Genomic DNA, 18,613 nt, shown 5'->3' on the forward strand with positions numbered 1-18,613 from the left:
CCCCCGCTGCGGTTCCCGCCCCCCTGCCGCCGACGGACGTGCTCACCGGGGACGGACTCGCCGGCGACGTCGACAAGACGGTCGTGAGCCCGCGTCCGACCGACGACGACCTCGACGCGACCGTCGTCGTCGCCCGCAAACGCGGGGTGCGGCGATCGCTCGTGCTCGACGACGGACGCACCTTCGCCCTCTCCGGTGCGAGCGTCGTGATCGGACGCAACCCGATGGGGGACCCCGGCGAGCAGCGTCTGGCGATCTCCGACACCACGCGCACCCTGTCGAAGACCCACGCGCGGCTGGTCGTTCACGACGATGAATGGCGACTGACCGACCTGCACGCCACGAACGGCGTCGTGGTGGTCGAGGAGAACGGCACCGAGACCCTTCTCGACCCGGGCGAGAGCGTCACCGGCAACGGCCGCTTCATCCTCGGCGAGGTCGGGATGCACGTGGTCGCGGAGCGCGATTCGTGACCGTCGCCTCCGTCGTGCTCAACGTCGCAGCGCTCTCGGACACGGGGCTCACGCGCACCGCGAACGAGGATTCCGTGCTCGCTGCCGCCCCCGTCTTCCTCGTCGCCGACGGGATGGGCGGGCATGAGGCCGGAGACCGTGCGAGCGCGGCGGTCGTCGCGGCGTTCGAGCCGCTGACCGGCGCGACGATCGAGGTCGACGACGTTCGCGAGGCGCTGGGCCGCGCGGCGGATGTCGTCGAGGGCATCGCCGCCGAGCACAAGCGCGGAGCGGGCAGCACCGTCTCGGGCGTGGCCCTTCTCGAGCATGAGGGGACTCCGCACTGGCTGCTCTTCAACGTCGGTGACTCGCGGGTGTATCGGCACCACGGCAACGAGCTCACGCAGCTCACGATCGATCACTCGCTCGGCCAGGAGCTCGTGGATGCCGGAGAGCTGCGCCCCGAGGACCTCGCGACCTTCGCTCAGCGCAACGTGATCACCCGGGCGATCGGGGGTCCCGACAGCACCGCCGACAGCTGGCTCATTCCCGTGATCGACGGCGAGCGACTGCTGCTGTGCTCCGACGGGCTCACGGGGGAGGTCAGCGACGAGGGCATCCGCGCGATCCTCACGATGAACGGACGCCCCGAGACCGCGGCGGCGGCTCTCATCCGACGTGCCCTGCAGGCCGGTGGCCGTGACAACGTCTCCGTCGTCGTGATCGACGTCGTGTCGGGTGGGTCACGCACCCGGCCCGCCGAAGACCTTGAGGCAGGGCTCGCCGCAGCATCCGCGCTGACCGACTCGATGCTCGAAGGAACCACGATTCCGGTGCGGGTGCGATGACCGGCGAGGAGAGCGTCGAAGAGACGGTCATGCTCACGCGGCGTGATCGACGTCGAGCTGCAGCGAACGCAGCGTCCGCGACGGACGGAACGGATGCTCAGAGCACGGGTCTCGCGTCCGACGACGAGGCGACGGTCGTCGTCGACCGCTCACCGGCACCCCCGGCCACGACCGATGTTCCTGCTGCTCCGCCGGAGCCGTCCGACGACGAGGCGCAGCACGCCGGTGAGCAGGTGGACGAGGCCACCGTCGTGGTCGATCGCTCACCGAGACCTGCGAGCGAACCGCTGGAGGAGGCGACGGTCGTCGTCGCCCGCACGCCCGGTCGTTCGCGCCGTCGCGCCGAGGCTGCCGACCCTCCGGCGCCCGAACCCTCAGATCCCGACCCGTCGGAGCCCGAGGCCCGAGACGTCGTGGCGGAGGCCTTCGCCGCCCCCGCTGTTCCCGAGCCTGCCATCTACAAGCCTCGTCCGGCGCCGCTGGGCCCCAGCGCCCCTCCCGTCGTCATCGGCGGCGTACCGCCCACACGGGTTCAGGATGCCGAGCGCCCTTCCGTCGCGAAGCATTCTCGACGATGGAGCACGCTCACGCTCGCCGCGTTCGCGGTGGCATGTGCGGTGTCGGCCGCCGGGCTCGTCGGAGTCGGCTTCCTCGTCTTCGGGTGACGACGGGTTACGGCGGCTGGTGACGGCTGGCGTCGGTCGTCAGCTGATGCGGGTGGCTTCCGCGTGGGGATCCGCACGGTTCAGCAGGCCGCCCTCACGCTCGACCTCGGCCTGGTCGACGACGGGATCCTCTGTGCGGCGTCGGAGGACGATCAGGATGCCGAGCACACCGAGCAGGCTCGCGCCGCCGATCGCGGTCAGCAGCGCGGCGTCGCGGGTCAGCAGGAACGGTGAGGCTCCGTGGTCGGGGCTCACAGCCGCCGCGGGCGGTCGGGCTGCGCTTTCGACGGTGTCGAAGAACGGGCTGGCGGGGCCCCTGGTCGTCTGGTCGGGCAGCAGCTCGATCGCGGCGGTGGGCTGGATGAAACCCCAGCCGTTCACGTCGTCGCGATTGTCCGCATCGGCGCGCAGAGCCGTGGCGGCGAGTCGGTAGGCCCAGCCTGCAGGGGGATCCTCGGGGTGGGCCTCGGCGACGAGGGCCGCCGCCGCGCTCGCGTACCCCGTGGCGAAGCTCGACGCGGGGGCATCCGGAGCGAACACGCAGTCACCGCCGCCGGGGAAGGCCGTCAGCACGTCACTGCCGGGTGCCGTCACGTCGACCTGCGGGCCGTGGATCGATGAGTCCGTCGCGAGTCCCCGCGGGTCTGCGGCGCTGACGCCGAGCGCCTGCTCGTAGGCCGCCGGATACCTCGCGGCATCCTCGGCATCCGCGTCGGATTCCCGGTTGCCCGCGCTCGCGACGACGAGAGCGCCGACAGCGGCCGCGTGCTCGACCGCGGCCCGGAGCACTGCGGAATCCGATGTCTGCGACATGGACACGTTGATGATGTCGGCACCGTTGTCGGCAGCCCAGTGGATGCCGTCGGCCAGCCGCTGCGAGCTCGGCCCGAAGCCCTTGTCGATGTCCTGCTTGTCGGTGCTGCGGAACACCCTGACCGAGAGCAGCTTCGCGCCCGGGGCGAGGCCCACGACCCCCGAGCCGGCCACAGGCTGCGCGGCGATCTGACCCGCGATGGCGGTGCCGTGTCCGGTCGTGTCGGTGAGTCCGTCGGCGCGTTCTCCATCGCCGACGAGGTCGATTCCGCCGATCACGGTGCCGGCGAGGTGCGGGTTGCTCGCATCCACCCCGGAATCGACGATCGCGACCACGACCCCTTCTCCCGTGGCGAGACGGTTCGCCTGCTCCGCGTCGAGTCGCGCGAGTGCCGAGGGCGCCTCGGGCGAGTACACGGCGTTGCCGGGCGTGCAGGCCTCCGCTGCGGTCGCGGTCGACACGAGGGTGGGCAGCGTCGTGCTCGAATGCGCGACCGCGTGAGGCGGGGCTGCGGCGGTGGCGGGGGCTGCGGCACCGAAGACGGCGGCGCCCAGCACGAGCGTGGCGAGGGCTGTCAGGCGGCGCCGCATCAGTTCGATCCGGAGCCCGGGGTCTCGCGCGCTGCCTCTGCGCTCAGAGCGGGCCCCGCGGCGAAGAACTCGATCCAGGCATCCGACACCCGGCCGACGTCGGACAGCGAATATCCGAGCTGGGCGATCGCGCCGGTCGCGGCGTCTTCGGAGCTCTCATCGAGCGTCGCACCGGGAATCGCGTACGCGGTGCCGGACTCGTCGATCAGCACGGCCATGCCCACCGCGTCCTCCGAGCCGCCGGTCACCTGCATCAGCGCCCCGCCGCCGACGGTGACGTCGACACCGGAACGGTCTTCGGGCAGTTCGGCCGTGGTCGCACCGAGCACGGTGCGGGCGTCGCCGGACAGGACCGCGCAGGGCGTCTGATCCGCCGGGAGGGTGGCGAGCGGCTGAGCGGGCCAGTCGGTGCCGCCGAGGTTCTGAAGCGTCGGGACATCGGCCACCTCGGCGGGAGACACCTCGACCTCACGTGCCTGCTCGCCGCTGCCGAGCAGGTAGAGCTGGTACGCCAGGGGGCTCAGGAGCGCGAGTTCGCCCGAGGCGAGGGCGACGTACCGCTCCTCGGCGGGCTTGCCCTGCGTGTGCACGATCGTGCCGGCCGTCAGATCTGTGCCCGGCACCGCGGCGCCGAAGCCGTTGATGCGGATGGGCCCGAGCTCGTCGCCCGACGCGAACAGGTTGAGCCAGCGTCCGTCGACCTCGAGGATGTCGCTCGCGCCGAGCCCGGCGGCGCGCAGGACGGCGTTCGCATCGCCCGGGGCGACCGCGTACCGCAGGCCGTCGGCGACGACGAACAGATCCTCTCCGCGCTTCACGACGGCGCCCGTATCCGTCGCGATCGCGGCGACCGGGTCGTCTGAGACGGTGACGGCAGCTCCTGTTCCGTCATCGATGCAGGCGGTCCACGACGAGTTGATCAGCGCCTTCGGCGCCGGCAGATCATCGGGAGCGCCGAGGATGCCGATGGCAGGGCCGATCGGGATGCCGTCGAGCGCCGCCTGGTCGGTGCGCACGACCTTGAACTCGCCCGCCGGGATCAGCAGGCGCGCGCTGGCCGTGTTGATCACCGGATACAGCGTGCCGTCGACCGACACATAGCGCGAACCGGTGTCCGTCGCCACGATCAGCCGGTTGTTCTGCCAGTCGCCGGGCAGGCCGGGTTGCATGATGCCCCAGAAGACGCCGACGAGGATCACGCCGACCGTCAGTGCGACTCCCGCCACGACCGCGCGCAGCGGCTTGGCCGGATCGAGCTCTTTGCCGCCGGGGGCGCCGCCGGTGAAGGCGGAGAGCAGGCGGCGGCGGCTGAAGCCCTGGGCTTCGATCAGATCCTTCTTGGTCGCCATCGGTCAGACGAGCCCTGCCGTGATGACGCCCAGAGGCAGCAGCAGCGCGAGAGCGACGACCTCGACCGTGTCGCCCAGGCGCGTGAGTCGGAGCCGCGCGCGCGGTGTGAGCAGCGTCAGTCCGACCAGGATCACCGTGGCGACGACGAGCACCAGCAGCATCCAGGTGCGCACGTCGGGCAGTGCGAGTGCGACGGTGGTGCCGGTCGCCGCGAGGCCGATCGCGCCGATCGCCATGAGCACCAGCACGCCGAGGCGCGCGTGGATCTGCCGTGACTGGAACATCATGCCCACGAACGCGAGCACGCACAGCACAGCGCCGAACGCTCCGCTCGCGGCCACGAGAGGGGTCGCGATCAATGCGGCGAGACCGAGCGCAGCCCGCAGCGCGATGAGCGTGCGGGTGCCCGCCGCCGCACGGCGCTTGACTTCGTCGGCGTCGATGGGCTCGGGGGCCGAGAACATGTCGGCGTCGCTCTGCGGCGAGATCACCCGGATGCGCGTCGAGCTGAGGGCGAGCCAGGGGATGCCGTTCGCGAGCAGTGCCGTCGTGGCCAGCATGATCGCGTACGGGGAGAGCGCGTCGCCGAACAGCGCCGCCGCCGTCGCCGTGATGCCGATGGAGGCGCCGAGAGCGATGGGGACCAGATGGATCTCGGGCTTGTCCTGCGTGACGGCGAGACTGAGGCCGCCGACGATCACGAGGCCGAGACCCATCGCGGCGAGGGGCCAGCCCCAGATGCTCTGCACGGGGACGGCGAGGTACCCGGCGAGGCCGCCGTATGCGGCGGCGGCGAGGCCGAGCGCGTGCCCCGCCTCGGGCTGACGCAGGCGCATGAGCACGGCCGCGGCCACGCTCAGCACCACCGCACCGGATCCCGCGATGATGGCGGGGATCAGCGATGTGGGCGGTGTGGCCACCAGCAGCAGCGCGCACAGCGCCAGGAAGGTCATGCTGATGAAGAGCGCCGTGCGCGAGCTGTCGGCCGGGGTCCACGACCCGTGCTGCTCGGCGGTCGCGTCGATCACGGCTTCGACGACATCGTCGTAGACGCGCGGCTCGCTGGTCAGTCCGCCGCGCACGAGAGTGAGGAGCTCGCCCTCGTGCACGCCCTGCGCAGCAGCGCCGCGTGCAGGGTCGAGGGCGGTGCCGTCGGCGCGCTGCAGCGCGTAGCCGCCGTGGGTGAGCGTGGGGTCGAGCACGCCGAGGCTGCGCGCGAAGCCCGGGATGATCTCGATCAGCGGAACCTGCGAGGGCACGCCCACATCGAGTCGCCGATCGTCGCTGACGACGGAAAGTCGCAGCACGGTGCCTGCCGTGGCGCTGCTCTGAGTCATGGAACGAAGCCCCCTCCATGGTGTGCAGCCACGAAGGAGGACAAGTGGCCGCGCATTCCGCCTCTCACCCTAGTTGAGCCGTGCGACAACGCGTAGTCGCGCGGGCGAGGGATTTCTCCATCGAGTGCACAATCTCCCTGCGGATGCTCACGGAATTCTGGCGATCCGTGCGGATCTGATCTAACCTGGCACCTGAAACGAATCGTGGGGGGTTGTTTCGAAGTCGTCCCAACACTGGGATGCGCTCCCCGCACGTGTGTCCGTGAGGACCGGAGGGAGTGAGTTATGGCTGATGTCATCTCCGCAGAAGAGGGGGCTCTGCGCCGCGGAGCCCAGGCGGTGCGGGAGACCAAGTCCGGGATCGACCAGCAGACCAAGAAGGTCCGCAGCGAGATCGAGCAGCTGCGCGGCTTCTGGACGGGTGCGGCAGCCGCATCGTTCACCACGCTGATGTCCCGCTGGGACGAGCAGGCTCGTCAGCTCAACGAGGTCCTCGTGACGCTCGAAGATGCCCTCGCCGGCACCGAGCGTGACCAGGCTGCGACCGAAGAGGCGCACCAGCAGACCATTTCGGGCCTCGGCTCGATGATGTCGGGCGCCTGAGCGCGCGCATTCACAGGACAATAAGGAGAACATGATGCAGTCGATGTCAGTTCGCCCGGAGCAGGTCAACGCTCTGGCAGCTCAGATCCGCAGTGGTTCGCAGGGCATTCGCTCCGAGCTCGACCGTCTCGAGTCCGAGGTGAGCAAGCTCCGCGCAGCCTGGGACGGTTCCGCCCAGCAGGCCTACGACCAGGCTCAGGCGAAGTGGAACCGCTCGCTGAGTGAGATGCAGCAGCTGCTCACGCAGATCGCAGGAAAGACCGAGGAGATCTCGGGCCAGTACGTGCAGACCGACAAGTCGGCTGCCGGGCGGTTCGGGGCCTGATCCCGTGGCGCGGGCCCGCGGCAGAGATGCCCGGGTCCGCGCCGTCTGCTGTGCTGTTCGTCCGAATCGCCGGAGAGCAGAGCAGATGATTCGGGATCATTGCCGTTGTGAAGAGGAGGGGCGTCGATGAGCATCGCAATCGACTTCGATGGAGTGTTCGCCGAGCTGAAGCGACTTCTGCGCGAACTGCAGGAGTTCCCCAGCCCGGCCGAGGTGGGAGTCTCCGAAGGGGGATCGTCGAAAGCCACGTTCGAGTTCCGGACCGCCGTCGCGCGCGCCGCGGGCGCGATGAGTGAGGTGACAGACAGGACGCTCAACAAGCTCCAGGACACGCACGACGCGATCAGAGCGGCCGTCGAGCAGATCGCCGAGCAGGATGCGTCCCTCGCCGACGAGGCGAAGCTGATCGCCTCCCTTCTCGACTCCGCGGTCGCGCAGGGTGAAGACGAGGTGACCGCGCAGACGGGGGCATCCACGGGCGCGCAGGGCGGCGCCTCGGCCGGAGTCGACGCGTCTGCGCCGACGATCTCCGACGCGGACGAGCCCGCCGAGGCCGACTACTGATGAGGCGAGCGCGCCGCGGACTGATGGCGGCGGTCGGTGCTGTGGCGCTGTCCGCAGCGTTCCTCGTGCCATCGAGCGCGACGGCGGCGTCTTCGGAGTCGGGGCTGTGGTGGTTCGATCGAGGAAGGATCCAAGAGGCGCACGACGCGGGATTCGATGGCGACGGCGTCAAGATCGCGGTGATCGACAGCCAGATCAACCCCGACGTCGTCGGGCTCCGAGGCGCGAATCTCACGATCGACGAGCCTTCGTACTGCGTCGATGCGTCGGGAGCGCCGTATCCCGCCGTCTCCACCGATTTCGCCGCCGCGTCCCACGGCACGCGGGTCGCGTCGATGATCGCCGGAACCGGCGAGGCTCCTGCGGGGGGTACGCCGATCAAGGGCGTGGCGCCCGGTGCCGAGGTGCTCTACTACTCCTCCGGGGGCGTCATCGACGACGCGGACGGCGAGTCGATCGATTGCCTGCAGTCCAACGGCGAGGCGCAGGGCGATGACCGACGATTCGCTCTCGATCGCGCGATCTCGGATGCGGTGGCCGACGGCGCCGACATCATCTCGATCTCGTCCGAGAGCACCACGACCGTCAGCAAGGGGCTGGCAGACGCCTACGCCGCCGGTGCGGTCGTGGTCGCCGGCATGTCGAACGAAGACGGCGTCACGCTGTGGCCCGCGGGCTTGAACGGCGTGGTGGCGGTGCAGGCCTTCGGCGAGGACGGCAAGATCCAGAACGGGAGCAACGGCAAGCCCAATCTCACGGATGACGTCGTCGTGGCAGCCCCCGGCCTCGGTCTGCTGCTTCCCGGGTCGCCCGCCTCGTGGGACGAGCAGGAGATCGGGTCGGGAACGTCGTTCGCGACGCCGATCGTGGCGGGGTTCCTCGCGGTCGTGAAGCAGAAGTATCCGGAGGCGACCGGGGCGCAGCTGATCCAGAGCCTCATCCACAACACGGGAACCAAAGGCGAGCACGAGCCCGAGTGGAACGACAGCACCGGTTACGGCGCCGCGTCGCTCATCGGGATGCTCTCGGTCGACCCGACGAAGTACCCGGACGTCAATCCGCTCTTCGACACCGAAGACCCGTACGCCCAGCCGTCGCTCCGAGAGGTCAACGAAGCGAAAGCGGCGATGGGTGACGGTGCTCAGACGGTGGCTCCGACGACCCAGCCCGAGGCAGACGTGCCGCAGGCACAGGAGTCGTCGTTGGCCCCCTGGCTGATCGGCGGGGGAATCCTGCTGGTGCTGCTGGTCGTCGGCGGCATCATCCTCGCGATCGTGCTGACACGATCGTCACGACGCAAGACCACCGAACAAGGGGGGAACCATGGCCGGTAAGCAGATGGGCGGCGGCGGATTCGAGGCTGAGCTCGAGCGCCTCCGCACGCTCGATGACGCGATGATCCCGAGGATGTCGGCGGTGATCAACGCCTTCACCTCGCTCGATCGCGCTCTGTCGGCGGTGCGGCTGTCAGAGCACTGGGAGGGGTCTTCGGCTGACGGTGCCACGGCCGACATCGACGAGATCCGCGCGAACGTCTCCGGAATCCTCGAGACCGTGAAGGCGGTGGACACCGCGATCGCCGACGGCAACTCGGCACGACGCGAGATCGCGGCGGCCGAGCTGCCCTCGGCGTCGGTCGATCCGTTCTGGGCGAACGCCGCGAAGGGCGCGTCGTTCGTGGTCCACCCCGTGCTGGGGCCGCTGGCGGCCGACACCGCCCTCGATGCGATCGGTGACTTCCTCGGAAACCAGCGAGAAGAACGTGCTCGGCAGATCGTGAACGACGTGGAGAGCTCGCTCGTCGAGCCCACAGACAGGTTGGAGTCAGCGACCAGACGACTGGACGATTACAAATACACCGGATCGGACCCTTCGAAGCGAGCCGAAGACCCGTTCCCGCGCACCCAGGTCGACTCCCCGAACATCGGCGGAACACCCGGGTTCACCGGCGGGCCCTCGGGGTACACGCCCGGGGCAGGCGGCTACCAGCCTCCGACCGGCGGTGTCGGCGAATATGAGCCCCCGATCTCGACGAACCCGACCACGCCGACCTATCCGACCTATCCGACGTATCCGACGGACTTCACACCGCCGACCTCTCCGACGTTCCCCGACGGCCCGGACTGGGAGTACGACCCCGACGGGCCCGGAGGCCCCGGTGGGTCGGACGGTGGCGACCCGACCGTCGACTTCCCGGGCGGAGGCGTCCTGCCGGGCGGTCCGGGAGGCACCGGGGGCGGCAACCCACTCACGCCTGGCAACACCTTTCCGGGCGGGAACCTCCCCGGAGGAGGCGGCGGTATCGGCGGAATCGGCGGCGGTATCGGCGGAGTCGTCGGTGGCGGTGCCGGAGCCGCGGCGATCGCCGCGGGATCGAAGATCGCGGGCATCGGCAGCATGGGAGCCCTCGGAGGCTCCGGTCTCGGCGGTGCCTCAGGAGCCGGCCTCAAGGCCGGCGGCGGCCTGCTGGGCAATTCCGCGGCCGGCGGTGCCGGCGGCGCGGGCGGTGCAGCAGGCCGTGCCGGAGGCGTCGGCGGTGTCGGTGGAGTCGGGGGTGTCGGTGGTGCCGGTGGTGCGTCCGGTTCATCGGGCGCTGCCGGCTCCGGCATGCGTCCGGGAATGGGCATGATGGGCGGCGCCGGCGGTGCCGACGAGGAGGAGAAGGGCAAGCGCTCCGGACTCGGCGGCCCGGTCGCCCCGAAGCTCGAGGACGAGGAAGAGCGGGGACCGCGCGCGAAGAGTGCACAGGCGGGCTCTCGCGACGATCACGCAGGCTGATCCGCGTGAGCGGAAGAGGGGGCGTGCGGTCGAGGTCGCACGCGGTCGATAGGGTGCAGGTGTGTCTGTCGAGATCGTAGAGCGGCGCCGCATCGTGCTCCAGAGCGAAGATCGGCGTATCGACCTGTCCCTGCCGTTCGACGAAACTCTCGACGACGCGCTGGCGCTCAGCGGATTGTCCACGGAGGATCGCTTCGTGACCGTCGGGCCCGGAGGATTCGAGATCCCCGGAGATACGGAGTGCGAGGATCTCATCGACGGCGGCCTCTATGCGCTGATCGATCGCTCGGCACTCGCGCCGCGCGCAGCGAACGCCGCGAGGCACGCGCCCACCCGGGCCGACCACGGTGCTCGATGGTGGATGCTCGCGGTCAGCGGACTTCTGCTCGTCGCCGTGTTCGCCCAGGGGGGCGGTGACCCGCTCCTGCGTCTGGTCGTCGCGCTGATCCTGGTCGCGGGGACGCTCGGAGGAGCGATCGCCTGGGCACGTCGTGACTCGATGGCCGGCGTGCGCGGCATCCTCGGCGTTCTCGCGCCGGTGCTCATGTCCTTCGCTGCAGGTGCTCTCCTGATCCCCTCGTCCCTCGGGTCGAGTGCTCACCTCTCGACCGCATCCGGCTTCCTCGCCGCGGGCATCACCACCGCGATCGTCGCCGTCTCGGCGCGCGCACGTCCGATGCGCGCTGCCGCGGGAACGGCGACCGTACTGCTCGTCAGCCTGGCCGCGGTATGGGGGCTCGCGCTCCTGCTGCGCTGGGGACCCGCCGATGCGGCCGCCATCTCGCTGGGGCTCGTGCCACTCGGCCTCCGCGCCTTGCCGAGCAGCCTCGTCAACCTGCCCGAGGGCTACTTCATCGACTACAAGCACTTCATGACCAGTCGGTGGACGGTGCGCGGGGCGATTCCCGATTCCGTCGGCATCCTGCGGACCGAGCGCATCACCGCGGTGGTCGATGACTCGTCGGCCCGGCTCGTGGCGGGCACCGCCGTGCTGAGCGTCGTGGCGGCGGTCATGGCTCCGGTCGCCTTCCTGCGTCCCTGGTCCGCCGATCCGATCGTCGTCTCCGGCGGCATCGCGCTGCTCGTGTGCGTCATCCTCGCTCTGCTGCTCACCCCGCGTCACACGACCTCGCGGGTTCTCCGCTGGCTGCCACGGGCCGCCGCAGGTGCGGTCTTCGTCGTCGCCGCGATCCAGACCGCCCTCGCGCTCGGCGCGGGATTCCAGGTGCTCGGCGCGACGGCGCTGTTCGCGATCGCCCTCGTCGCGGTCGCGGTCGTCGTTCCGATCTCGCGCGGCTCGAGCTCGCTCATCTGGTCGCGCTTCGGCGACGCGTTCGAGTGGCTGGCCGTGGCGCTCTCTCTTCCCGCCGCGCTGCTCTTCGCGGATTCGCTGTCGCTTCTCCGTGGAATGATGGCGTGATGAGCGGGAACGGCGAACCACAGCCTCGGTCGGCAGGTGGCCCGATCCCTCCGGTGAACCCCGGTGCAGGTCAACCCGGTGCGGTGCCCGCACTGCCCCCTGCGCTGATCGCGGCGCCTCCGGGCGTCGACGGCGCTCCGCTCCGGCAGTCCCCGGCGGTCGCCGCGCCCACCCCCCTGGTGACCTCCCGAGCGCGTGAGCGGCGTCCTGCCGAGGGCCTCGGCCCGGCTTTCGTCGGTGCGCCGGCCTCGACCGGACAGCGCATCGCCGCTTTCACGCTCGATGCCGCGGTCGTGATCCTCGCCGCAGCCGTGGTGCTGATCACCACCCGCAGCGTGCTGCTCGCCGGCGTGACGGTCGCCGAGCTCGCCATCTTCTTCTGGGTGCTCGAGGCGCGCACCGGGCTCACTCTCGGCAACCTGGTGCTGCGGCTGCGCAGCGCGCGGGGCGATCGCCCGTACTCTCCGGGCATCGGTCGGCAGTTCGTGCGCGGTGCGATCACCGGCGCCGGGTTCCTCGTGGCAGTGGGCAGCTGGGTCGTCGTCGCCTCCAGCGCCTGGGATCGCGACGGCCGGCGCCGCACCTGGGCCGACCGCATCGCCGGAACCGTCGTCGTGTCCGTGCCCCCGCGTGCTGCCGAGGCGGCACCGACGGATGCCGTGTCACCGCCCCCGCCGGCTGCCGTCGCCGAGTCCCTGGCTCCGCCGCAGGTCGTGGCTCTCGGCTCTCACCCCGCGGTGATCGACGAGGACTCCGAGCCGACCGATGCGCGCGCCGCGTCGCACCGCGCCGAGCCTCAGAACGACGCCGGGCCCAGCGCCGAGAAGCCGCTGTTCAGCGTCGCGCCGCAGACGGGGCAGCAGCCGACCGCCGAATCCCGGTCGGCCTCCGACACGGGAGCGCTGCTGCTCATCTTCGACACCGGTCAGCGTGTGCAGCTGCCCCTCCCGCTCGCGGCCAACCTCGGCCGCGGCCCTGTCGCCAGCGCGCACGACGACCGCCTCGTGATCGTGACCGATCCCGATTCCTCGGTGTCGAAGACGCACCTGCGCATCGAGCACTCCCGCGGCCGCACCTGGGTCACCGACTTCGGCTCGACGAACGGGTCGGATGTCCGCTCCGACGACGGGCAGACGACCGAACTCGTCGCGGGTGAGCGGATGCTCCTCGACGACGCCGACCGCGTGCGCATCGGGAACCGCAGCTTCACGATCAGCCTCCTGCTGGGCACCGACAGCAGCGCCGGAGAGAGAGCATGACAGGACCCCGTCTCGCACCGCCCCGCGTCCCCTCGGGCAAGGTCCCCGTCCAGGCTCCGCCCGAGCTGCAGCCGAACGACGGCGGCATGGGCGTTCTGGGGTCTCTGCTGCCGATGCTCGGCAGCGTCGGCGCGATCGTCATGGTGACGATGTCGAACCAGTCGGCGACCGGTCTTCTCACCGGCGGCATGTTCCTGCTGTCGTCGCTCGGGTTCGTGGCGGTCAACGGATGGCGGCAGCGCTCGCAGCGTCAGGCTGCGACGCTCGGTGCGCGTCGCGAGTATCTCGCGTACCTCACCGAGCTGCGGCAGACCGTGCGTGTCGCGGCGCGTCAGCAGCGTCGTGCCGCGAACTGGCATCTGCCGGCACCTTCGGCCCTTCCCTACATCGCCGAGGAACGCACCCGCGTGTGGGAGCGCAGCCTCAACGACCCCGACTTCCTCTCGGTCCGTGTCGGTACGAGCGATCAGCCGCTCTGCATCACGCTCGAGGCGCCCGAACTCCCTCCGCTCGCGCAGCTCGACCCGGTGGCCGCGTCGGCAGCACACCGTTTCATGCTCACGCACGAGGTGCAGAGGAACCTTCCCGTCGGCATCACGCTCCGCGACTACGCGCGGATCGAGATCACCGGTGACGAGAACGAGTCGCGGGCGCTCGCCCGCGCGATGCTGCTGCACGCCGCGACCATGCACGACCCCGACACGGTGCAGATCGTCGTCGCCGCGGATGCCGCGGTGCTGCCGCAGTGGGAGTGGGCGAAGTGGCTCCCGCACACGCACTCGCGCACGGTCCGCGATGGACTCGGCGCTGCCCGCATGATCGGTTCGCAGCTGTCGGAGCTCGAGGAGATGCTGCCCGCAGAGGTGCGCGAGCGCCCGCGATACGCGAGAGACGGCTCGACTCCCCAGGCTCCGCACATCGTCATCCTGACCGACGGCGCGAGCACCTCGTTCAACGACGTGCTCGTGAGCGGCGACGGAGTCCAGGGCGTCACGGTCATCGATCTGCCATCGCGATGGGCCGACCTCGACGACCCGCACGCGCTCCGCATCGCCTTCGACCCCGCGACGAAGGGTTCGCATGCCGAGCTCGTCAGCCTGCAGGTGTCGACCCGCCCCTTCGAGGCCGACGGGATCAGCATCGTCGAAGCCGAGGCCACCGCGCGTCGTCTCATGCCCCTGTACTCCGGCGGCACCGCCATCGCGAAGAAGAAGAGCTCGACCGACCAGGCCGAGCTCGTCGAGCTCCTCGGGCTCCCGGATGTCCGCGACATCGACCTGGATGCGGCCTGGTCGCCGCGCCTGGAGCGCGATCGCCTGCGGGTACCGATCGGTCAGACCGAAGACGGCAGCCCGCTGATTCTCGACATCAAGGAATCGGCTCAGCAGGGTATGGGTCCGCACGGTCTCATCATCGGTGCGACCGGTTCGGGCAAGTCCGAGGTGCTCCGCACGCTCGTGCTGGCGCTCGCGATGACCCACTCGCCCGAGCAGCTCAACTTCGTGCTCGTCGACTTCAAGGGTGGTGCGACCTTCGCCGGCATGGCGGATATGCCGCACGTGTCGGCGATCATCACGAACCTCGGCGAGGAGATCTCGCTCGTCGACCGCATGCAGGACGCACTGCAGGGCGAGATGGTCCGACGCCAGGAGCTCCTGCGTGCGACGGGGCCGTTCGCCAACGTCGCGGACTACGAGAAGGCCCGTCGGGGCGGACGCACCGACCTCGCACCCCTGCCCGCGCTGCTGATCGTGGCCGACGAGTTCTCCGAGCTGCTCTCGGCCAAGCCCGAGTTCGTGGACACCTTCGTCAACATCGGTCGTCTCGGACGATCCCTGCAGGTGCATCTGCTGCTCTCCTCGCAGCGACTCGAAGAGGGCAAGCTGCGCGGTCTCGACACGCACCTGTCGTACCGCATCGGTCTGCGCACCTTCTCGGCCGCCGAATCCCGCACCGTGCTCGGGGTGCCCGACGCCTACCACCTGCCCACGCAGCCGGGTGCCGGCATCCTGAAGTCCGACACCGAGACCATGACCCAGTTCCGGGCCTCGTACGTGTCGGGACCGCCGCCCCGACGCCGGCGCCGGGCATCGTCCGGCTCGACGCAGAGCTCCGGCTCGACGGCGGTCGAGCTCTTCACTGCCGCCCCGGTGTGGCGCGCCGAGGCGCCGGTCGACGAGCCCGAGGCCGTCGTCGACGCCGAGCCCGAAGAGAAGCGCAACACCTTCGAGATCGCGGTCGAGATGATGAGCGGTCGCGGGCCGTCCGCGCATCAGGTCTGGCTGCCCCCGCTCGAGACTCCGGCGACGCTCGACCAGCTGTTCGGCGACCTCGTCGAGGACCCCGCGCTCGGGCTGATCTCGCCGCGGTGGCGAGGCGCGGCGGCGCTCACGGTTCCTCTCGGCATCGTCGACGTGCCGCTCGAGCAGCGCCGCGAGACCCTCGCGGTGTCACTGGGCGGCGCCGCGGGCCACATGGCGATCGTCGGTGCACCGCTCAGCGGAAAGAGCACCCTCGCTCGCACGGCGCTCGTCGCCCTGGCGCTCACGCACACTCCGCAGGAGGTGCAGTTCTTCGTCATCGACTTCGGCGGCGGCAGCTTCGCCGGCCTGCAGCGATTCACTCATGTGAGCGGTGTCGCGACCCGGTCGGAGCCCGACATCGTCCGCCGCACGGTGGCCGAGGTCACGAGCCTCCTCAACGCGCGTGAGGTGTACTTCCGTCAGAACGGCATCGACTCGATCGACACGTACCGGCAGCGGCGCGCCCAGGGCATGGCCGACGACGGCTACGGCGACATCTTCCTCGTGGTCGACGGCTGGGGCACCCTGCGTGCCGAGTTCGACATGCTCGAGCCGCAGATCCAGGCGATCGCGGCGCGAGGTCTCACGTACGGAGTGCACGTCGTGATCACGGCGGCGCGCTGGATGGAGGTCCGTGCGAACCTCAAGGACCTCATCGGCACGCGCATCGAGTTGCGTCTCGGAGATCCCTCGGACTCCGAGGTCAACCGCAAGGCGGCCGAGAACGTCACCTCGCTCCCGGGTCGCGGCCTCAACGACAACGGTCTGCAGATGCTGACCGCGCTGCCCCGCATCGACGGCGTCGACGACGCGTCGTCGCTCTCCGACGGCATCGACGATCTCGCAGGCAGGGTCGCGGCGGCCTGGCACGGCCCCGCAGGACCGAAGCTGCGTCTGCTGCCCTCGCAGATCGGACATGCCGACCTGCGTGCCGTCGCCGCGGCCGCATCGTCAGACGGATCGGAGCCGCGCGAGATCCTGCTCGGCATCGACGAGGCGAATCTCGCTCCGTTCTCGATCGACCCGATCGCCGAGCCGCTGCTCTACCTCTACGGCGACGCCGACTCCGGCAAGTCCTCGATGCTGCGCGGAGTCGTGCACGAGATCACCCGTCTGTACGGTCCGAACGAGGCGAAGATCTTCGTGGTCGACTATCGACGTGCTCTGCTCGGCGAGATCCCTCAGGAGTACCTCGGTGCGTACCTGACCTCGCACGAGATGACCGAGGGGGGCATGAGCGAGCTCGCGCAGTTCTTCCGGAGTCGCACCCCCGGTGCCGACGTCACTCCCGAGCAGCTGCGCACACGATCGTGGTGGACGGGCGCCGAGGGCTTCGTGCTCATCGACGACTATGACCTCGTGTCGACGTCGCAGGGCAACCCGATCGCTGTGCTCGCTCCGCTGCTGGCGCAGGCGGCGGACCTGGGCCTGCACGTCATCCTGACGAGGCGCACCGGTGGTGCGAGCCGCGCCGCCTACGACCCGATCATCCAGCGCATGACCGACCTCGGCGCGACCGGCATCCTGCTCTCCGGCAGCCCGGAGGAGGGCCAGCTGATCGGCAAGGTCAAGGCGATTCCCGCGATCCCCGGTCGTGCGCAGATCGTCAGCCGCGATCGTGGGCTCGTATCCGCTCAGCTCCTGTGGGTGCCGCCGAAGTACCAGTGATCGACCCACGATGAACACGAAGAAGGGCCCGCCGACGTCGGCGGGCCCTTCTGCGTGTCGGCTCAGCGAACCGCAGCTCAGCTCAGCGCACCGCGTCGGCGAGGTGCCGGGCGTCGTGGCTCAGCACCTTGACGATGATGCCGTGGCGACGCAGCTCGGCGGCGGCGCGCACGCCCTCATCGGCGTCGCGTCCCAGGGCGTTGATGTTCGCCACGACGAGCACGTCGCCCTTGTTCAGCGTCGCGATGAGGCGCGACAGTCGGTCGCTCCAGCTCTCGAGGATGTCGGGAGCCGGGTGACGGAAGCCCTCGATGGGGACTCCGAACCGGGTCAGGTCGTCGCGCTGCTCGACGACCGACGGCATGCCCTCGCGTGAGACGACGAGTCCCACGAGTCGAGAGCCGTCGGGGCGGGCAGACCAGAAATCGCGGTTCTGCTGCAGCTCGGTGAAGCACTTCGGGCATTCCGCTGCGGCATGCGGCAGATGCAGCGGGCTGGTCAGCGCCTCATCGACGGATGCCGTGGCCTTCAGTGGATCGATCGTCTCGCTCATCGCGCACCTCCGGCATCCATTCTGCCCTGTCAGCGGTCGGAACGGGGAGCACTCACAAGAGCCCGAGAGCCCTGACCGCGTCGCGCTCCTCGATCAGCTCGGCGACCGACGCGTCGATGCGCGCCTGTGCCCACTCGCTCACCTCGAGGCCATCGACGATCTGCCATTCGCCGTCGACGGCCCGCACCGGGAACGACGAGATGAGTCCGGCGGGCACACCGTACTCGCCGTGCGACACGACACCCGCCGAGGTCCAGTCCTCGGTGCCGTGCACCCAGTCACGCACGTGGTCGAGGGCGGCGTTCGCGGCGGAGGCGACAGACGAGGAGCCGCGCACCTGGATGATCTCCGCCCCGCGCTTGGCGACCCGCGGGATGTAGGTGTCGGCGAGCCACGCCGGCACATCGCCGACGATCGCCTCGAGCGCCTCGGTCACGGGGCGTCCGGCCACGGTCGCGTGCGAGACGTCGGGGAACTGCGTCGCGGAGTGGTTGCCCCAGATCGGCACACGCCTGATCGTGTCGACGGGCGCCGCGAGCGTCTGCGCGAGCTGGGCCCTGGCGCGGTTCTCATCGAGTCGTGTCAGCGCGGTGAAACGCTCGGCGGGCACGCCGTCGGCCGACGCGGAGGCGATGAGAGCGTTGGTGTTCGCGGGATTCCCGACGACGGTCACCCGCACGTCCGACGAGGCGTGGGCGGCGATCGCCGCGCCCTGCGGCCCGAAGATGCCGGCGTTCGCGGCCAGCAGGTCGCCGCGCTCCATTCCGGGTCCTCGCGGACGCGCGCCGACCAGAAGAGCCAGATCACAGCCGTCGAAGCCGACGGCGGCGTCGTCGGTGACCTCGACGTGCTCGAGCAGACCGAAAGCGCCGTCCTGCAGCTCGAGAGCCGCGCCCTCGGCGGCGCCGATCCCCTGGGGGATCTCCAGCAGCCGCAGCCGCACCCTCTCGTCCGGGCCGAGCAGGTCTCCTGCGGCGATGCGGAAGAGCAGCGCGTACCCGATCTGTCCGCCTGCGCCGCTGATGGTGATCGTGGTCGTCATGACATGAGCCTACGACGCCAGGATGCCGGTGTGACCGGAGAT

The 18,613-nt window shown here is 70.3% G+C and carries 16 protein-coding genes; 11 read left to right on the forward strand and 5 right to left on the reverse strand.

Annotated elements, in window-relative coordinates; translation table 11 throughout:
- The 3 genes from IXW21_RS01950 to IXW21_RS01960 form a co-directional block, all read left to right on the forward strand.
- The coding region (locus IXW21_RS01950) for an FHA domain-containing protein (protein WP_194762594.1) at nt 1–473 on the forward strand (473 nt) is incomplete at its 5' end.
- Nucleotides 470–1,300: a PP2C family protein-serine/threonine phosphatase gene (locus IXW21_RS01955; protein WP_194762595.1), complete on the forward strand. Its 831-nt coding sequence runs from the start codon at nt 470–472 to the stop codon at nt 1,298–1,300. The genes IXW21_RS01950 and IXW21_RS01955, both read left to right, overlap by 4 nt.
- Nucleotides 1,297–1,965, forward strand: a complete 669-nt coding sequence (locus tag IXW21_RS01960) for a hypothetical protein (protein ID WP_194762596.1) — start codon at nt 1,297–1,299, stop codon at nt 1,963–1,965. The genes IXW21_RS01955 and IXW21_RS01960 overlap by 4 nt, the downstream gene beginning before the upstream one ends.
- Nucleotides 1,966–2,004: 39 nt before the next feature.
- On the opposite strand, the gene IXW21_RS01965 is transcribed toward IXW21_RS01960, so the two are convergent.
- From IXW21_RS01965 to eccD, 3 genes are read right to left on the reverse strand one after another with little or no spacing between them, the layout of a single operon-like run.
- Nucleotides 2,005–3,369 (reverse strand): S8 family serine peptidase, encoded by a 1,365-nt coding sequence (locus tag IXW21_RS01965; protein WP_194762597.1) that lies wholly within the window; start codon nt 3,367–3,369, stop codon nt 2,005–2,007.
- Nucleotides 3,369–4,718, reverse strand: a complete 1,350-nt coding sequence (gene eccB, locus IXW21_RS01970; RefSeq protein WP_194762598.1) for a type VII secretion protein EccB — start codon at nt 4,716–4,718, stop codon at nt 3,369–3,371. The genes IXW21_RS01965 and eccB overlap by 1 nt, the downstream gene beginning before the upstream one ends.
- Nucleotides 4,719–4,721: 3 nt before the next feature.
- A complete protein-coding gene (eccD, locus tag IXW21_RS01975) occupies nt 4,722–6,056 on the reverse strand; it encodes a type VII secretion integral membrane protein EccD (RefSeq protein WP_194762599.1) in 1,335 nt (444 codons plus the stop codon).
- A gap of 285 nt (nt 6,057–6,341) precedes the next feature.
- On the opposite strand from eccD, the gene IXW21_RS01980 reads away from it, so the two are divergent.
- The 8 genes from IXW21_RS01980 to eccCa all read left to right on the forward strand — a co-directional run bounded on the left by IXW21_RS01980 (nt 6,342) and on the right by eccCa (nt 16,976).
- Nucleotides 6,342–6,659, forward strand: a complete 318-nt coding sequence (locus tag IXW21_RS01980; RefSeq protein ID WP_067115405.1) for a WXG100 family type VII secretion target — start codon at nt 6,342–6,344, stop codon at nt 6,657–6,659.
- Between the two features lie 43 nt (nt 6,660–6,702).
- Nucleotides 6,703–6,984 (forward strand): WXG100 family type VII secretion target, encoded by a 282-nt coding sequence (locus tag IXW21_RS01985; protein ID WP_082298072.1) that lies wholly within the window; start codon nt 6,703–6,705, stop codon nt 6,982–6,984.
- A gap of 126 nt (nt 6,985–7,110) precedes the next feature.
- Nucleotides 7,111–7,548, forward strand: coding sequence for a hypothetical protein (locus IXW21_RS01990; RefSeq protein WP_194762600.1), 438 nt, complete (start codon nt 7,111–7,113; stop codon nt 7,546–7,548).
- Nucleotides 7,548–8,882 (forward strand): S8 family serine peptidase, encoded by a 1,335-nt coding sequence (locus IXW21_RS01995; protein ID WP_194762601.1) that lies wholly within the window; start codon nt 7,548–7,550, stop codon nt 8,880–8,882. The genes IXW21_RS01990 and IXW21_RS01995 overlap by 1 nt, the downstream gene beginning before the upstream one ends.
- Complete coding sequence (locus IXW21_RS18380) at nt 8,872–10,326, forward strand: hypothetical protein (protein ID WP_194762602.1); 1,455 nt, start codon at nt 8,872–8,874, stop codon at nt 10,324–10,326. The genes IXW21_RS01995 and IXW21_RS18380 overlap by 11 nt, the downstream gene beginning before the upstream one ends.
- Nucleotides 10,327–10,387: 61 nt before the next feature.
- Entirely contained in the window at nt 10,388–11,746 is a 1,359-nt protein-coding gene (locus IXW21_RS02005) for a hypothetical protein (RefSeq protein WP_194762603.1), read from the forward strand.
- Complete coding sequence (locus IXW21_RS02010; RefSeq protein ID WP_194762604.1) at nt 11,746–13,005, forward strand: RDD family protein; 1,260 nt, start codon at nt 11,746–11,748, stop codon at nt 13,003–13,005. The genes IXW21_RS02005 and IXW21_RS02010 overlap by 1 nt, the downstream gene beginning before the upstream one ends.
- On the forward strand, nt 13,002–16,976 hold the full coding sequence (gene eccCa, locus IXW21_RS02015) for a type VII secretion protein EccCa (RefSeq protein ID WP_194762605.1): 3,975 nt from the start codon (nt 13,002–13,004) through the stop codon (nt 16,974–16,976). The genes IXW21_RS02010 and eccCa overlap by 4 nt, the downstream gene beginning before the upstream one ends.
- Before the next feature lie 82 nt (nt 16,977–17,058).
- Here eccCa and IXW21_RS02020 read toward each other — a convergent pair whose 3' ends face one another.
- Together IXW21_RS02020 and IXW21_RS02025 are read right to left on the reverse strand one after the other, a co-directional pair.
- Nucleotides 17,059–17,529, reverse strand: coding sequence for a recombinase family protein (locus IXW21_RS02020; RefSeq protein ID WP_194762606.1), 471 nt, complete (start codon nt 17,527–17,529; stop codon nt 17,059–17,061).
- A gap of 52 nt (nt 17,530–17,581) precedes the next feature.
- On the reverse strand, nt 17,582–18,571 hold the full coding sequence (locus tag IXW21_RS02025; RefSeq protein WP_194762607.1) for a malate dehydrogenase: 990 nt from the start codon (nt 18,569–18,571) through the stop codon (nt 17,582–17,584).
- Between the last annotated feature and the right edge of the window lie 42 nt (nt 18,572–18,613).

The sequence above is a fragment of the Microbacterium sp. UFMG61 genome (assembly GCF_015354505.1).
Lineage (GTDB): Bacteria > Actinomycetota > Actinomycetes > Actinomycetales > Microbacteriaceae > Microbacterium.

Bases quoted from the DNA above. Each gene is read 5' to 3' on its own strand.
- IXW21_RS01960 (WP_194762596.1), top strand. From the start codon at position 1,297: ATGACCGGCGAGGAGAGCGTCGAAGAGACGGTCATGCTCACGCGGCGT.
- IXW21_RS01965 (WP_194762597.1), bottom strand. From the start codon at position 3,369: ATGCGGCGCCGCCTGACAGCCCTCGCCACGCTCGTGCTGGGCGCCGCC.
- eccB (WP_194762598.1), bottom strand. From the start codon at position 4,718: ATGGCGACCAAGAAGGATCTGATCGAAGCCCAGGGCTTCAGCCGCCGC.
- eccD (WP_194762599.1), bottom strand. From the start codon at position 6,056: ATGACTCAGAGCAGCGCCACGGCAGGCACCGTGCTGCGACTTTCCGTC.
- IXW21_RS01980 (WP_067115405.1), top strand. From the start codon at position 6,342: ATGGCTGATGTCATCTCCGCAGAAGAGGGGGCTCTGCGCCGCGGAGCC.
- IXW21_RS01985 (WP_082298072.1), top strand. From the start codon at position 6,703: ATGTCAGTTCGCCCGGAGCAGGTCAACGCTCTGGCAGCTCAGATCCGC.
- IXW21_RS01990 (WP_194762600.1), top strand. From the start codon at position 7,111: ATGAGCATCGCAATCGACTTCGATGGAGTGTTCGCCGAGCTGAAGCGA.
- IXW21_RS01995 (WP_194762601.1), top strand. From the start codon at position 7,548: ATGAGGCGAGCGCGCCGCGGACTGATGGCGGCGGTCGGTGCTGTGGCG.
- IXW21_RS18380 (WP_194762602.1), top strand. From the start codon at position 8,872: ATGGCCGGTAAGCAGATGGGCGGCGGCGGATTCGAGGCTGAGCTCGAG.
- IXW21_RS02010 (WP_194762604.1), top strand. From the start codon at position 11,746: ATGAGCGGGAACGGCGAACCACAGCCTCGGTCGGCAGGTGGCCCGATC.
- eccCa (WP_194762605.1), top strand. From the start codon at position 13,002: ATGACAGGACCCCGTCTCGCACCGCCCCGCGTCCCCTCGGGCAAGGTC.
- IXW21_RS02020 (WP_194762606.1), bottom strand. From the start codon at position 17,529: ATGAGCGAGACGATCGATCCACTGAAGGCCACGGCATCCGTCGATGAG.
- IXW21_RS02025 (WP_194762607.1), bottom strand. From the start codon at position 18,571: ATGACGACCACGATCACCATCAGCGGCGCAGGCGGACAGATCGGGTAC.